Annotated in this window: 16 protein-coding genes and 1 pseudogene; 9 read left to right on the top strand and 8 right to left on the bottom strand. The window is 58.9% G+C overall.

Annotation, left to right across the window (positions count from 1 at the left end):
• Positions 1-402 precede the first annotated feature (402 nt).
• Together B2696_RS08400 and B2696_RS08395 are read left to right on the top strand one after the other, a co-directional pair.
• Positions 403-1,098: a DUF3558 family protein gene (locus B2696_RS08400; RefSeq protein ID WP_286954980.1), complete on the top strand. Its 696-nt coding sequence runs from the start codon at positions 403-405 to the stop codon at positions 1,096-1,098.
• A 14-nt stretch (positions 1,099-1,112) separates the two neighbouring features.
• Positions 1,113-2,810 carry a hypothetical protein gene (locus tag B2696_RS08395; protein WP_286954979.1) on the top strand — a complete coding sequence of 566 codons (1,698 nt, stop codon included), beginning with the start codon at positions 1,113-1,115 and terminating at the stop codon, positions 2,808-2,810.
• A 93-nt stretch (positions 2,811-2,903) separates the two neighbouring features.
• Here B2696_RS08395 and B2696_RS08390 read toward each other — a convergent pair whose 3' ends face one another.
• The 3 genes from B2696_RS08390 to B2696_RS08380 all read right to left on the bottom strand — a co-directional run bounded on the left by B2696_RS08390 (position 2,904) and on the right by B2696_RS08380 (position 4,411).
• The gene (locus B2696_RS08390) at positions 2,904-3,206 is read right to left on the bottom strand and encodes a thiamine biosynthesis protein X (RefSeq protein ID WP_286954978.1); all 303 of its coding nucleotides are present in this window, start codon (positions 3,204-3,206) and stop codon (positions 2,904-2,906) included.
• Positions 3,207-3,253: 47 nt separating this feature from the next.
• A complete protein-coding gene (greA, locus tag B2696_RS08385) occupies positions 3,254-3,775 on the bottom strand; it encodes a transcription elongation factor GreA (RefSeq protein WP_276622477.1) in 522 nt (173 codons plus the stop codon).
• A 165-nt stretch (positions 3,776-3,940) separates the two neighbouring features.
• The gene (locus tag B2696_RS08380; protein ID WP_075729518.1) at positions 3,941-4,411 is read right to left on the bottom strand and encodes a DUF4307 domain-containing protein; all 471 of its coding nucleotides are present in this window, start codon (positions 4,409-4,411) and stop codon (positions 3,941-3,943) included.
• Between the two features lie 93 nt (positions 4,412-4,504).
• Here B2696_RS08380 and mca point away from each other — a divergent pair, with 93 nt between their 5' ends.
• The 3 genes from mca to B2696_RS08365 are packed head-to-tail and all read left to right on the top strand — an operon-like array spanning position 4,505 to position 6,504.
• A complete protein-coding gene (mca, locus tag B2696_RS08375; RefSeq protein WP_075729519.1) occupies positions 4,505-5,398 on the top strand; it encodes a mycothiol conjugate amidase Mca in 894 nt (297 codons plus the stop codon).
• Positions 5,399-5,402: 4 nt separating this feature from the next.
• Positions 5,403-5,711 carry a hypothetical protein gene (locus tag B2696_RS08370; RefSeq protein ID WP_286954977.1) on the top strand — a complete coding sequence of 103 codons (309 nt, stop codon included), beginning with the start codon at positions 5,403-5,405 and terminating at the stop codon, positions 5,709-5,711.
• 22 nt (positions 5,712-5,733) lie between these two features.
• Positions 5,734-6,504 carry an isoprenyl transferase gene (locus tag B2696_RS08365; protein ID WP_075729521.1) on the top strand — a complete coding sequence of 257 codons (771 nt, stop codon included), beginning with the start codon at positions 5,734-5,736 and terminating at the stop codon, positions 6,502-6,504.
• Between the two features lie 12 nt (positions 6,505-6,516).
• Here the strand turns inward: B2696_RS08365 and coaA are convergent, their stop codons facing one another.
• Positions 6,517-7,443: a type I pantothenate kinase gene (coaA, locus tag B2696_RS08360; protein ID WP_286954976.1), complete on the bottom strand. Its 927-nt coding sequence runs from the start codon at positions 7,441-7,443 to the stop codon at positions 6,517-6,519.
• Positions 7,444-7,562: 119 nt separating this feature from the next.
• Here coaA and glyA point away from each other — a divergent pair, with 119 nt between their 5' ends.
• Complete coding sequence (gene glyA / locus B2696_RS08355) at positions 7,563-8,864, top strand: serine hydroxymethyltransferase (RefSeq protein WP_286954975.1); 1,302 nt, start codon at positions 7,563-7,565, stop codon at positions 8,862-8,864.
• Here glyA and B2696_RS08350 read toward each other — a convergent pair.
• Positions 8,861-9,211 (bottom strand): DUF5997 family protein, encoded by a 351-nt coding sequence (locus B2696_RS08350; RefSeq protein WP_276622341.1) that lies wholly within the window; start codon positions 9,209-9,211, stop codon positions 8,861-8,863. The genes glyA and B2696_RS08350 overlap by 4 nt on opposite strands.
• A 72-nt stretch (positions 9,212-9,283) precedes the next feature.
• On the opposite strand from B2696_RS08350, the gene B2696_RS08345 reads away from it, so the two are divergent.
• The 3 genes from B2696_RS08345 (at position 9,284) to B2696_RS08335 (ending at position 12,225) form a co-directional block, all read left to right on the top strand.
• Positions 9,284-9,958, top strand: coding sequence for a LysR family transcriptional regulator substrate-binding protein (locus B2696_RS08345; protein WP_286954974.1), 675 nt, complete (start codon positions 9,284-9,286; stop codon positions 9,956-9,958).
• Positions 9,959-10,179: 221 nt separating this feature from the next.
• Positions 10,180-11,538: a PhoH family protein gene (locus tag B2696_RS08340; protein WP_286954973.1), complete on the top strand. Its 1,359-nt coding sequence runs from the start codon at positions 10,180-10,182 to the stop codon at positions 11,536-11,538.
• Positions 11,539-11,682: 144 nt separating this feature from the next.
• Positions 11,683-12,225, top strand: a complete 543-nt coding sequence (locus B2696_RS08335) for a GNAT family N-acetyltransferase (protein ID WP_276622334.1) — start codon at positions 11,683-11,685, stop codon at positions 12,223-12,225.
• Positions 12,226-12,349: 124 nt separating this feature from the next.
• Here B2696_RS08335 and B2696_RS08330 read toward each other — a convergent pair whose 3' ends face one another.
• The 3 genes and pseudogenes from B2696_RS08330 to B2696_RS08320 all read right to left on the bottom strand — a co-directional run.
• Positions 12,350-13,918: an MDR family MFS transporter gene (locus B2696_RS08330; RefSeq protein ID WP_075729528.1), complete on the bottom strand. Its 1,569-nt coding sequence runs from the start codon at positions 13,916-13,918 to the stop codon at positions 12,350-12,352.
• Positions 13,918-14,535, bottom strand: a complete 618-nt coding sequence (locus tag B2696_RS08325) for a TetR family transcriptional regulator (RefSeq protein ID WP_286954972.1) — start codon at positions 14,533-14,535, stop codon at positions 13,918-13,920. Before B2696_RS08325 ends, B2696_RS08330 begins: the two co-directional genes overlap by 1 nt.
• 290 nt (positions 14,536-14,825) lie before the next feature.
• Positions 14,826-14,943 (bottom strand): annotated as a pseudogene (locus B2696_RS08320) (HNH endonuclease); the annotation flags it as partial.

Genomic DNA, 14,943 nt, shown 5'->3' with positions numbered 1-14,943 from the left:
CACACTTTTTGCTCCTTAGCCCGAAACAGACACTGCGCCTATTTACAACTTTGTAATTATGGGGTGGAAATGGGGGATTAAGCAATGCTTGAGGTCTAACTAACTTCCACAGGCGTCCCGAATGAGATTTACAGCCAATAAACAGGTACTTTTCTGCCCCTAAGTGAATAGCCGCCGGCTTAAATCCGCCGCATCCTCACTTCAAAATCACCATCCGGGAGGCTTTCGGCGCGACAAAAGCCCCCGCCTGATGCAAGATTCTTTTCGAGAGCACTCGTCAGGAAGCGGTTGGGGCAATCCTTTCTGAAAGATCTCTCGAGTGAAAGCGTCACTGTTTAGGGGCAGAGGAGCACAATGTTTCGATGGGGAGCCACCGTTATAGCCTGTCTTGGTCTGGCGACCATGACGGGCTGCGGTTTGGGTATCGAGGGGGAGTCGCCGGAAGTCTCGTTTAAGTCCAAAGCGGAGGAACGCGGGGCAGAAGGTGAAACCCACTCGGGAAAACCGGGGGGACCCAGTGGCTCGGGGGACCACGAGACAGGTGCTCAGCTTTCGGGGGATACGCTCAAAAGCAGTGATGAAGGAACGGGCGGTGGTGGCAGCAGCTCGGGGGAGCAAGCCACCACCGCCCGCGAGGGGAACACCGAAACCACAGGGGTGCTTCCCAAACCAGGCCCCTTCGACCCGACAGCTCCGGGGTTTGTGCTTTTTGATCCTTGTTCGGAGATACCTGAAAGCCGTCTTCATGCGCTTCAGATCTCGATGGATCAGGAGAGTGGAGTTCGCGATTCGAGTTTTAAGTACTGCGGCTTTCGCCTCGAAGTAAAGGATCAGCCTAAGACAGTGCTAGGCATATCTGCGGAGAAGGCTACTCAAACTGACATTTCGCGTTCATTGGGCGTGGTTGTCGATACTTTCGATCTCGGAACCTTGAGAATTGAGTATGTAGCGGATTCATTGTTCCCGGACTCGGTTTGTCACGCCTTATACGAATCACCGAGGGGGACTATCGACATGACTATTACGGCTTCTGGGGGAGCGTCATCGATTGAAGATCGATGCAAAGAACTCCACTCGGTAGTCACCAAACTTATTTAACGTTCGGAGGGGAAATGTTATTAGATAATGAAAACATCCAGGCCAATATCGACCTACTTGCACGCCAGAGTCGGCGAACACTTAGTGCAGCGGGCGACGCAAGCAGCCCTATCGACCGGAGTTTTTCTCGAGTTAGAGGAGTCGACGAGGTTGGGGCCATCCATGAGCGGGTGATTGCGACTGATCCGGGGTCGGCGCAGAACTCGTTGCGTGGGTTTGCGCGTCAGTTGGAGTGGTTGACGCGGACGTTGTCGGCGGATGCGCAGGGCTTTGAACAACAAGAGTCTGCGAACGATCGGGCGATATCCATTGCGGATGCTGGTGGATACGTGGGGGTGGAGACAATTCCGGTGCTCAATCAGCCAGAGCCGGGCTATAGCCCGTTTGGGTTTAACATGCCTATCGTAGATGTCGGCACTGACCTTAAGGGTCTGGCATTCGATTTGATGGCGACAAAAATCTGGGACGTATCCGAGGCAAATTCGCGATGGAAAGCGCTTTCGGAAGAGGTGCAGTCCATTATCGATGGGTTGGAGAGCGCGGCTGAGTCATTGGAATCCGAGAACAACAGTGACGCCACGGCGGCAGCGGCGCAGAAGATCCGAGAGGTGGCATCTTCCGGCGAGCACTTTGTTTCTAACGCGGCGGTGATGCGGGAGAAGCTCTTCACTTTCCATTCCAAGCTCATGTTTGCACCGACGATAGCTATGGCATTGGCTGGGGCGGCGGAGAGCATCCCTGATCCGGTGGCCAAAGAGGTCGCGAAGAAGGCCGGACTTGCCAAGATGCAGGTGCAATTGCAAGAAGATGTCGTGGCGGCCATGCCGTTTCAGAACGCGCTCATGGAAGCGGCACCGGCAAGCGGTGGTGGAAGCATCACCGCAGGTTTAGGTGGTATCGATGGAGACGGAAGCCGTTACAACACAGCGGGGGTTGCATGGCCGAAAGCCGTGGCGGAGGCCTTGGCCGATGGGCGCCTAGGTCCGGGCTCGCTGCAGGTGGTTGACGGAGAGATAAGCGGTCTTGAACAAGTAGGGATGAGCGAGGCGGAGATCGCGAAGTTTCATGACAGCCTCCGGCATAGTGGAAGGCAGATGCTGACGGAGCTCGGATTCGGTGATGCCTTGCCCGCAATCGATGCTAGCCACGTCGCCACGGCGGGAGCCCAAGCCGCGGGAGCGTCCCAGATGAACCTGCCGGGTGCAGGAGCGGCTTCGCTAACCGCGGGGCAGCCGGGGACACTAGGAGCGGCAGGGATGCCTGTGGGTGCGGGGCTGGGGGTAGGAGCGGCGTCGTCAAGCAATAGTGTGGGCGCACCCTTGCCAGTTATGTCAGGCGCGTCGGCCGGTGCCGGACGCGGCGCAATGGGAGTGCGAGGGCTTGGCGGCCTTGGTGCTGGTGCTGGTGTCGGCGGAATGAGTGCAGGCGCGGGGATGAACGCCGGTGCCGGCGGAGGCGGAATTGCGGCGCCACCATCCGGGCATGTGGCGGGTGCGGGAACGCGCGCAGGCGGGGTGGGCAGCGGTGCACAGGGACGAGGAATGGCGCCGGTTATGGCCGGACACGGGCGTGGCGCGCAGGAGAAATCGCGACGGGTTAAGTCGGTGACTAGTCAGGTTGAACGCGACCCCAACCGCCGTGCGTTGCTGGGTGAGAGCCGGGCAGTGGTGCCGGGAGTAATTGGGGATTGGGTGCGCAACGATCCTAGCTAGATAAACAAAGGCACCTTGCAGCCACAAAGCTGCAAGGTGCCTTTGTTTTGACTCTAGGTACGCGAACCCGGAGCGGGAGTTGGCTACGTTTGGCTACTGAGCCGGCGCCATCGAGGTAGCGCTAACGCCTGCTACGCCCGTCTCAAGGGCGGTCTGGCCTTCCTGGGTGGCATAAGGGGGCTCGATGCCAAGCTCGCCCTCGGTGCCGGGGATGGCGGTAGGAGTTACCGCAGTAGAGGAGTGCTCCGCGTGATCGGGGGCGGTGCCAGTGTAGGTCGATGCATTATCGATCTTCTCGGAGGTGGAGTCCTGCTGGTTCGGAGGGTGGCAAGCAGCGAGGCTGAGGCCCGCGGCGAATATGAGACCGGCAGTGGCGATACGGGAGAACTTCTTCATGGGGTGAATGCTCTTTCTCAAGTAAGCGGTTAAAAAGAAGACGATAGTTAGGATTCGCGGGGCGTGGCGGCCTTAGCGGAATCATAAGGTGCAGCGGACTCCACGGTTACGGAGATGGTCTTGCCGTTGGGAGCGGTGTACTCACGGGTCTCACCCTCCTGCGCGCCGATGAGGGCGGAGCCTAAGGGGGACTGCTCGGAGTAGGTTTCCAGGTCCTTGTTATCGGAAGCCGCAGCGCGGGTACCGATGAGGAAGGTCTCCTTGGCATCCTTGTCACCGTTGTAATAAACGTGGACGACGGAGCCGATATGGGCTACGCCTTCCTGAACAGCGGTGCGCTCCGTGGTGGAGTTGGCGAGAAGCTCGGAGATCTGCTTGATGCGGGCCTCTTCTTGATCCTGCATCTCACGGGCGGCATCGTAGCCGGCGTTCTCTTTCAGGTCGCCTTCTTCGCGGCGCTCATTGATTTCCGCAGCAACGACCGGACGGTGATCGATGAGGACCTGCAGCTCGGACTCGAGCTTGGCCTTGGTTTCCGGGGTAATGTACTGCTTCTGCTGCTCAGCCATAGTGCAACCTTCCGTTGGGACGAAGAAAATGTGCGCGGCCCTGCCCGCTGCCTGTCTGGTGGCAGCGGCGGAGCCTCATCGAGTTGGGGGGACGTGCGCTATATCCAGTGAACAAGCACCGGGGAAACAACGAGTCCTAAGCGCTACAAATACTAGCACACGGGGCTAGCTGCTTTCCGCGTACTGCGGGTTGTCCATGTCAAGGTAGGCAGGGACGGCGCCGGAGCAACCATAAGCCCCGCCGGCCACGGCGCGCGCGCTGGTAGGAATATCGACTGCCACGCGCATGGCTTCCTCGCCACCGGCTGGAACCGGGAACTCCCGGCGTCCCACTTCAGCTTTGGAATAGTCGAAGGCCTGGACAATGCAGTAGGCATCCTGATCGAGGTGATTGCGGGTGACATCCACCCATACGCGGATCGAGCTATCGGAGGTGATGTCGTGCGTCACGTAGGACAAGCTGGCGTTAACCTTTTCCCGGGATTGGAAATACTGCACGCTGTAGAAGACGAGGACGACAAACATGGCGGCGAAGACTAAGACGATGGCCTTGCTGCCGAGGCCCAAGCCGCGCTTTTCGGGGTGCTGTGCGGAACCATAACGAGAAGCAGGACGGAGGGGGCCAGGCGAAGTCATGAGGATTAGTCTAGTCGAGCCCTTCTAAAACGGAACTATCTACTAGACTGGAAGCTTATCAAAGCAGCTAGCATAGAGGGGTTGGAAGAATCAGTGAGCGGATTGCGCCTGTTAGCTATCCACGCACACCCGGATGATGAGTCCTCAAAGGGTGCTGCCACCACCGCCAAGTACGCCGCCGAGGGCGTCGAGGTTCTCGTTCTTACTTGTACCGGTGGAGAGCGCGGCGATATTATCAACCCGGCCATGGATCGTCCGGGCGTCAAAGAGAACATGAAGAGCATCCGCCATGAGGAAATGGCTGCTGCGGTCAAGGCTTTGGGTGTGAAGCACCGTTGGCTCGGCCACATTGATTCTGGTCTTCCGGATCCGGATCCGGAGGGCAGTCCGATGCGTGAGCTGCTGCCGGAAGGGTGCTTCGCGCTCATCCCCGATGATGAGGTCGCACAGGAATTGGTCCAGGTTATTCGGGAGTTCCGTCCTCACGTCATCGTCACCTATGACGAAAACGGCGGGTATCCACACCCTGATCACCTCATGGTTCACCGTGCCTCCATGATCGCGTGGGAAAAGGCTGGGGATCCCACTTATCACCCCGAGCTGGGTCAGCCTTGGGAACCGAAAAAGCTTTATTACTCGCACGGTTTCGTATTCCAGCGTATGAAGATGTTCCATGATCTCCTGGTTAAGGAGGGAAAGCCCAGTCCTTATGCACCCATGATGGAGCGTTGGGAGAAGGGCTTCGGGGATATCATGGCGCGCGTGACCACCCAGGTCGAGTGCGCAGACTACTTCCCCAACCGGGAGGCCGCGTTGCGCGCACATGCTACTCAGATTGACCCCGCAGGAGCCTTCTTAGCCACTCCGGTTGAGGTTCAGCAGCGCCTGTGGCCCACCGAGGAATTCGAGCTGGCGCGCACCCGCGTTTCCACGTCTTTGCCGGAGGATGATTTATTTGCGGGTATCGATGAAGTAGAGGAAACTTAAAGCCATGAGTGCAATTGATTCAATGATATGGGCGGCGTCGCAGGCGCATGTGAGCGTCCTCGCCCAGGCAGCCCAGCAGGGGCCTATGGGGCCGGAGTTTGGTAAGGCCTCTCCCATCGGGTTGTTGGTGCTGGCACTCATGGCAGCCGTTGTCCTCTTCGCCGGTTGGAACTTTCACCGCCGCTATTCCCGCTTCCGCAGGCGGACGCTTTTCGCCCAGAATCACGGCATTGATCCCTTCGATGATGCTGCCATCGACGCGGCAATGAAGGAAGCCGGTATTTACGATCGCCGTAAGCGCTCGCTCCTCTAATTAGTGATTTAGGCTAACAATCGTGAAGTTCCTGCAGCAATTGCTTTACCCGGCGTACGAGGCGCGTTTGGCCCGGTCCATCAAGGGCAAGCCCCAGCCTAAGCATGTAGCCATCATGGCCGATGGCAATCGCCGCTGGGCTCGTGAGGCTGGTTTTACAGACATCAGCCACGGGCACCGCCAAGGCGCGAAGAAGATCGGCGAGATGATTTCCTGGTGCGCCGACACAGACATCGAGGTGGTAACCATCTACCTCTTGTCCACCGAGAATCTCCAGCGCAGCACCAAGGAAGTGGAGCTGCTCTTCGACATCATTTCTGACGTGGTCACCCATCTTTCACAGGGGGAGCTGGATTGTCAGATTCGCCTCGTCGGGCACCTCGACCTCTTGCCTCCGGAGATCACCGCGAAGATGCAGGCTGCTGCGCAGAGTACGAAGGACCACAACGGGGTCATAGTCAACATTGCGGTTGGGTACGGCGGGCGCCAAGAAATCGTCGACGCCGTGCAGACACTCATCCGCAGCGAGGCTGCCAAGGGGACCTCGGCGGAGGATATCGCCAAGCTTGTCGACGTAGACTTGATCACCGAACACCTTTACACCAAGGGTTTGCCTGATCCGGACCTGGTTATCCGCACCTCAGGGGAGCAGCGCCTGTCGGGATTCTTGCTTTGGCAGGCGGCTTATTCCGAGATCTGGTTTACGGATACCTACTGGCCGGCTTTCCGGCGCGTTGACTTTCTGCGGGCTTTGCGGGACTACTCCCAGCGTTCCCGCCGCTTTGGCAAGTAGCGCAGTGGCTCTCTAGAGCTTGCGCATGCGGACTTGTTCGACCAAGTGATGCGAGCCCTTGCGTAGAACTAGGGAGGCGCGCACCCGGGTGGGCAGGATATTCTCCACCAGGTTGGGCAGGTTGATGGATTGCCAGATTTCGCGAGCTTGGGCGAAGGCCTCTTCATCATCCATGTCGGCGAAGGAAGCGAAGTGCGCGCCTGGTTCGCGGAATGCGGTGTGGCGAAGCTTGAGGAAGCGCTCGATGTACCAAGTCTCAATGTCGTCGACGCGGGCGTCGACGTAGACGGAGAAGTCGAAGAGATCAGAGACCATGAGCGTCGGCCCCGTCTGGAGGACATTGAGTCCCTCCAGGATGAGGATGTCAGGCTGGCGCACCACTTGGTAGTCATCCGGAACGATGTCATAGGAAATATGCGAGTAGAGCGGCGCTTTAACCTCGGCCTTCCCGGATTTCACATCGGTGACGAAGCGCATGAGGGCGCGGCGATCGTAGGACTCCGGGAAGCCCTTGCGCTGCATGAGCCCGCGCTCCTTGAGCGTCACCGTCGGATAAAGGAAGCCATCCGTGGTAATGAGGTCGACCTTGGGGTGGCTTTCCCAGCGCTGTAGCAGGACCTGGAGAAGGCGGGCGGTGGTGGACTTGCCGACGGCGACCGAACCTGCCACACCAATGACAAAGGGCACGTGGGTGGGAGGGTTTCCCAAGAAAGATTCCGTGGCAGCGGTCAGCCTTTGGCGCGCGGCGACCTGCATGTGAATGAGGCGCGAGAGCGGCAAGTAGACCTCTGCTACCTCGTTGAGGTCGATGCGGTCACCGATGCCAGAGAGCTCCTCGACCTCTCTGGCAGTAAGCACCTGGGGCATCGAGTTACGTAAATTTCGCCAGGTATCACGATTGAAATCGAGGTAGGGGTTGGAGTCGGTGATTCTCGCCATCTGCTTATTGTGGCATTGCCTGAATGGAATATCAGCCAACGTGGCCGGAATTCGGCTGGGATTGGTTAGTATATAAACCGGCCATCAATCCTTGTATAGATAAGGGGACTTTTGTTTCCATGACTTCCCATAACTCCAACGACGTGCGTTACAGTGAGCTGCGCGATCTTGACCCCGATGTATTCGAGGCCATCAACGGCGAGATTTCCCGCCAGCGCGACACCCTGGAAATGATCGCCTCGGAGAACTTCGTTCCCCGCGCAGTCCTGCAGGCGCAGGGCTCGGTGCTGACCAACAAATACGCCGAGGGTTACCCCGGCCGCCGCTATTACGGCGGCTGTGAGTTCGTCGACGTGATCGAGGATCTGGCTAGGGATCGCGCCAAGGCCCTCTTTGGAGCAGAATTCGCCAACGTTCAGCCCCACTCCGGCGCGCAGGCAAATGCGGCTGTGCTTTCCGCGCTGGCCAACCCTGGTGACAAGATCCTCGGGCTTTCCTTGGCCCACGGCGGTCACCTCACACACGGCATGAAGCTCAACTTCTCCGGAAAGCTTTACGATGTCGCTGCCTACGAGGTCGATCCGGAGACCATGCAGATCGACATGGACAAGCTGCGCGAGCAGGCCATCGCCGAGAAGCCCAAGGTCATCATCGCCGGCTGGTCGGCATACCCGCGCACCCTTGACTTCGCCGCCTTCCGTTCCATCGCTGATGAGGTCGGGGCCTACCTGTGGGTAGACATGGCACACTTCGCAGGACTCGTTGCTGCGGGCCTGCATCCCTCTCCCGTGCCCTATGCCGATGTCGTTTCCACCACGGTCCACAAGACCTTGGGCGGACCACGCTCGGGCCTTATCTTGGCCAAGCAGGAGTTTGCTAACAAGATCAATTCCGCGGTGTTCCCCGGTCAGCAGGGCGGTCCGCTCATGCACGTGGTGGCTGCTAAGGCTATCGCGCTCAAGATTGCTGCGAGCGAAGAGTTCAAGAAGCGTCAGGAGCGCACGCTAGAAGGTGCGCGTATCTTGGCTGAGCGCTTGACCGCAGCGGATACCAAGGCCGCAGGCGTAGATGTTCTCACCGGCGGAACCGATGTTCACCTCGTCTTGGCGGATCTGCGCAATTCGGAACTCGATGGTCAGCAGGCTGAAGATCTGCTCCACGAGGTGGGTATCACGGTCAACCGCAATGCGGTGCCTAATGATCCCCGTCCCCCGATGGTGACCTCCGGCCTGCGCATTGGTACTCCTGCGCTGGCTACTCGCGGTCTCGACGCCGCTGCCTTTAGCGAGGTCGCCGACATTATCGGCACGGCCCTCGCGGCGGGCAAGAACGCTGACGTGGCTGCCTTGCGTGCCCGCGTTGCCAAGGTCACCGAGCAGTTCCCACTCTATGAGGGCTTGGAAGACTGGAAGCTGGTTTAAGCTTCCGGCTCAGGGCGAGGGGACTTCTCCTCGCCCTCGCGTGCTTCCGCATGGGCGGTGCGCGCTTGGCGCAGCCACTCGGGCTGGTCCTGCAAAAGGGCAGTAATCTCCGCAGTGGTCAGCGGGCGATCGAGCTCGTTCTTCTTCAGCGCGGTCACGGAAATACCCAGCTTCTGCGCCACGACCGGGCGCGGGTGCGGCCCCGTCCGGCGCAGCTCCGCCAGCCACTCCGGAGGATTTGTCTGCAGCTCGCGCAGCTGCGCGTGAGTAACCGCGGTGTTTTGGAACTCTTCGGGGGCGGCGGGCAGGTAAATGCCGAGTTTCTTCGCCGCGGTTTGCGCGCGCATGGCGGTGCCGGATGGTTGCGTATTTGAATCAGTCACGCTGCCTACCGTAGCACCTCCAGTACTATAAGCTGCATGCTTTACGTTGCCTTCGTCACTGGAACAGAACCCGGGAAGTGGTTCACTCGCTTTCGAGAGAATACCGCTCACGGTGGCCTTGAGACGGCCGCGGCCGATGACGCGCTCGCGGAAGTCCTAGCCGGCCATGCTGACGTGGCGATAGCACGCATACCCCGCGAGGGGGGAGACTCGCGGGTCGGTGAAGGCTTTCATCAGGTGTTCCTTTATGAAGAGGCCCCCGGCGTTGCGGTGCCGAAGGATTCAATTTACGCCGAGATGGGGGAGGACGTCGCCAAGCAGGATCTTGCCGGGGAGATCATCAACTATCGCCTCGGGGACGATGGCGCCGTGGACGTGGCGGCCGTGCGGGCCGGACTGCAGGTGGTCGGCGCGAACGTCGGCATCGTTATTGCGCCGCGTCCGTTGCTCAAAGTTTTGAGCAAGAAGCAGGTCAAGCCCTTGGGTCTGAACGATCCGGAGGTGCCGCGCACCGCGATTGTCCTGATTTGGCCCAAGGACAAGGACGGCGATGCCATCCAGGACTTCGTCGGCATTACCAAGGGACGCACCGCAAACTCCTCGCGGCAGGAGAAGCCGAAGCGCTCGGCGCGAGAAAAGGCGCAGCGGCGGGCAAAGGTGGCGCAGCCCCCCTCGCCTCGCACTGCCAGCAAGCGGGGGCGACGTCGCTGAGGGCAGGGCGGGTTTTCTAAGAATTCATCTTCCACCCATGTAATTTCCACCTCGGGCTTCTACTTTGGGCCTTAGCCGAGTGGGTGGCGGCGCGCTGCAGCGTCGCCTTTGCACAAGGCTCCGGAAGATTCCACTACGCTTTTCCGCTCGGCACGCGCCGGTGCTTATCAGCTACTAGGTGCGTTGTGGGGTGGAGATTACTAAGGGAGAACCCTGCCACCATGACCCAGCCAAAAGTACTTTATCGGCCACAGCGCGAAGGCCGAGTAGCCACCACAACCTTCGTCATCGACACCTCGGTATTGCTCTCAGATCCGTGGGCGTTGAAGAAGTTCGCGGAGCACGAGGTGGTCCTGCCCATCGTCGTCATCTCCGAATTGGAAGCAAAACGTCATCACCCAGAGCTTGGCTGGTTCGCCCGCCAGGCGCTTCGCTTTTTGGAGGACTTGCGGTCCACCTATGATGCGCTCGACCAGCCGGTTCCAGTCAACCTCGATGGTGGCACGCTGCGCGTCGAACTCAACCACCAGGATCAGTCGCTGCTGCCCGAGGCCTTCCGCGGTTCCGGAGGAGACCAGCGCATCTTGGCTTGCGCCCTCAACCTCGCTCGCGAAGGAAAAGATACGGTGCTCGTGACCAAGGATGTACCGCTGCGCGTCAAAGCAGGGGCAGTGGGGCTGAGCGCGGATGAGTACCACGCTCAGGATGTCGTGCTTACCGGTTACACAGGCACGGCGACGGCCTTCGTCTCCCCGGCAGACATCGACGAGCTATTCCGGGACGGAGAGGTAAACCTGGATGAGGTCGTGACCACCACTGACATCCGCATCTGCGACCTTCCCGTTCACTGCGGTATTACGCTGAACGCCAGTGGGCAATCTGCTTTAGGGCGCGTGACTGCGGAAGGGACCGTGCGCTTGGTGCACGGGGACACTAGCGCTTTTGGGCTGCGTGGGCGTTCTGCGGAGCAACGCCTCGCTCTAGATCTCCTCATGGATCCGGAGGTAGGCATTGTCTCCATCGGCGGGCGGGCAGGAACCGGAAAGTCGGCCTTGGCCCTGTGCGCAGGGCTGGAGGCGGTGCTCGAGCGCGGGGAGCACCGCAAGATAATCGTCTTTCGGCCCATGTACGCCGTGGGTGGCCAGGACCTGGGCTACCTGCCCGGCAGCGAGGCGGAGAAAATGAACCCCTGGGCGCAGGCGGTCTACGACACGCTCGACGGATTGGTGTCGAGCAACGTCATGGAGGAAGTCCTTGACCGCGGGCTCATCGAGGTCCTGCCCCTAACGCACATTCGTGGGCGCTCTTTGCACGATGCCTTCGTCATCATCGATGAGGCGCAGTCTTTAGAGCGTAACGTGCTGCTCACGGTCTTGTCGCGGCTTGGCCGTGGCTCGCGCGTGGTGCTCACGCACGACGTCGCCCAGCGCGATAACCTGCGCGTTGGCCGCCACGATGGGGTACAGGCCGTCATCGAAAAGCTCAAAGGGCACGAGCTTTTTGCACACGTCACCCTGCAGCGTTCTGAGCGCTCCCGGATTGCGGAACTGGTCACGGATCTCCTCGAAGGGGATTGCTAGAGGTCTAGGTACTTCGTGCTGATGGCCGGGGAAATTGCGACTTGGGCATTCTCGCGATTAGGATACGGGTCTTTCCCCAATTATCAGTCGCAATTTTGAAGATTGTGTAGCCGAATGAGACGGAGTAGCGCGATAATGGTCAACATGACAGAGAAAGACTCTAAGAAGAGCTTTAATATCCGCCCTTTCAATACTGCGGATTATCCGCAGATGCAGAAGATCTATGAGCAAGGTCTGCGCTCGGGGCATGCCTCTTATGAGACTAATGCGCTGACTCTTGAGCAGTTCAGCAGCTCCAAGATCATGGCTTCGGTTTTCGTTGCCGTCGAGACCGATGATGACTCCAAGGTCTTGGGCTGGGTATCAGCGGCGCCGATTTCCTCGCGCTCGGTGTTTCACGGCGTAGTTGAGGATTCGATTTATATCGATTCTTCCGCCCAAGGTCGTGGCATTGCCGGGGCTTTGCTAGACAAGCTCATTGCTACGTGCGAAGAGTTGCACAAGTGGGCCATTCACTCGTGGATTTTCCCCGAGAATGAAGGTTCGGCGGCCCTGCATAAGTCGCGCGGATTCGTGAAAGTGGGTACGTATTCTCACCTGGCGAAGATGACTTATGGTGATCTCGCCGGCTCCTGGCGCGATACGGACGTTTACGAGAAGCTGCTGCCTAAGCCGAAGAATATCTAAAGAGGAATACCTAGCGCAGCGAAAATTAAACCCCTGCCGCTTTCCGCACCATGGTTTCGGTGCCGTGGAAAGCAGCAGGGGTTTTGTCTATCCTGCACGTCCTCGCTTTTGTGCAGATAGAGGATTAGGAAATGGTCTCCTTGAGGTGCTCTTCGCGCAGCGGGATGAGCAGCAGCATGGCAATGATGGTCATCGGCACCATGAGGAAGAACACAGGGGTCAATCCATCGTTATAGGCGTTGAGAATGACCTCTTTAATCGGATCCGGCAACGTGGCGACGAGCGAAGGGGTGAGTGAAGAGGAACCGTCGGCGCCTGCGAACTTTTGTGCATACTCCGCGCCTTGTGTACCCATGGACTGCAAAGCAGCCGGCATGTTCTGGCCCAGCTGATCCTTCATATTGTGAATGAACAGCGAGCCGACCAGGGAAGCGCCTACTGCGGAGCCGATCTGACGGAAGAAGTTATTCGCGGCGGTAGCGGTACCGACCAAGGAGATGGGGAAGGAGTTCTGGACGATGAGAACCAAGACCTGGAGAACAAAGCCGAGTCCGATACCGAAGAAGAGAAGCTCGATTCCCAGCTGGGTAAGGCTGGCGTGCGCCGTTAGGCGAGACATCCAGACAAGTACCGCGCTGGTGACCGCGAGTCCGAAGATGGGGTAGTACTTGTAATGACCGGTGCGGGCGATCACGAAGCCCACGGTGGTGGAGGTGCCGATGAGGCCGATCATCATCGGAATCATCATGAGGCCGGCCTTGGTGGGGGTAAGGGTGTGAACCATCTGCAGGTAGGTCGGCATGTAGCCCAAGACGCCGAACATGGCCAGACCCAAGACCACGCCGGAGGCGGTGGCCAGTGCCATATTGCGGTTCTTGAATAGAGTGACCGGGATGAGCGGTTCCTTGGCCCGCGACTCCACGAAGGTGGTCACTACGGCGCCGATGGCGGCGATGACGGCCAAGGTAATGATGGTGGGAGATCCCCACGCGTATTCGGTTCCGCCCCAAGTGGTCATGAGGATGAGCGAGGTGGTAGTAATGGCGATAAGCACGGCGCCTGCCCAGTCGAAGGACTCTAGGCGCGACTTGCCTTTACGCAGGTGTAATACCTTGACGCAGACCACCACGGCGAGAAGTCCGAGCGGAATGTTCATCCACAGGCCCCAGCGCCAACCAGGACCATCGGTGAACCAGCCACCCAAGACTGGTCCGAGGACGGAAGATAGGCCAAAGACTCCGCCCATGATTCCCATAAACTTGCCGCGCTCGCGGGATGAGGTGACCTCGGCGACGATGGCCTGGGAAGAAATCATCATGAATCCGGCGCCGAAGCCCTGGATTGCGCGGCCAATAATCAGCAGCGTCATCGTGTGAGCAAACCCGCCGATGGTGGAGCCGATGATGAATACTACGATGCCACCGATGTAGAGCCATTTGCGGCCGAGCATGTCACCGAGCTTGCCGGAGATGGGCATAGCAATGGTCATGGTGACCAAGAAAGCAGAGATGACCCAGCTCATGTGGTCGACGCCACCGAGCTCACCGACGATGGTCGGCAAAGCGGTGGAGAAGATCATCTGCCCAAGGGAGCTCATCAACATAGTGAGAATGAGCGCCGAGAAGATAACTCCAAGGTTGTCTGCTCGGCTTCGTCCTGCTGCTGGAGCAGGCGTGATCGCTGTGTCTACCATCAGGATCCTTTCCTAAAAGTGTTCATTAATTCAATTGCTTTATCAAAGCGCTCTTCGATGCTCATCGCTGAATCGAAGTCTGGGGAAGCCATAGCCAACCACAGCACTTCGCGCGCGATTCCTCCGATAATGAGAGCCTCGGTCTCTGCGGAACAATCTGAGAGGCGGCGTAGTTCCGGTTCGGCCTCCAGCCGTTGCCGGATGAGACGGGAGATTTCGACAGCCTTAGCCCGGTGTCTGCCCATCGCCGACAATGCGGCGGCTGGGTCTGAGGCAATCCTTTGCCTGCGCTCCGCGATGACATCGCTGGAGTAGTGACCCTGCAGGTGAGTCTTGAGGAGATCGAGCGTGAGTTTTAGCACGCTGTCAGTCGGAGTGTTGAGGAAGTAGTCGCGCCTGTCGGAGTCGACGAGAGTGCTCGAGGCGCCGAGTACAGCGGAGTCCTTCGAATCGAAATAGTTAAAAAATGTGCGGCGCGAAATCCCCGCATTCTCGCAGATTTCCTCGACCGTGACATCGCTAAAGCCCCTCTCATCTACCAGCTTGGTAGCGGAGTCCTCTATGCGCTGTCGCGTCTCGATTCTCTTCTGCTCGCGTAATGATAATTCTTCTTGCACAGGGTGCAATCTTATGCCGAGTGTAAAGTTTTGCCAACCATGGCCGTGGTGATCTTTCTTTCCCGAGTCTGCTTTTGGGAAGCAATGTCACATTTCGGGCCCAAGCAAAAGAAATCAGACATGGGTTTATAGGCCTTCCGGTCTTAGAGTGCGTGGTGGGAGTGGCGGGCAAAAAGCGAGTCCCTTCCCGGTATTTTCCGGGATCATCTCCACCGCAAAGCCCGATTCCTGCCCGCTTGCCCGCTGGGGTTTGTTTTGGGGTGCTGGAAGTCGCCGCCTGGCTTGTTGGCCTAACGGCTGATGTGTGGTGGCTGCCAGACTATTGTCCCGCCCTTACGGGTAAGGCGCCCGCGCCGTGGTGGCGCATTCGGATCATCCTCATTAACCCCGTCGTGGTAGTTACACAAG

Source organism: Corynebacterium sp. UBA4397 (assembly GCF_002390965.1).
GTDB lineage: Bacteria > Actinomycetota > Actinomycetes > Mycobacteriales > Mycobacteriaceae > Corynebacterium > Corynebacterium flavescens.
The sequence above is the reverse complement of the archived record's forward strand: the minus strand, read 5'-3'. Positions and strand labels throughout refer to the sequence as shown.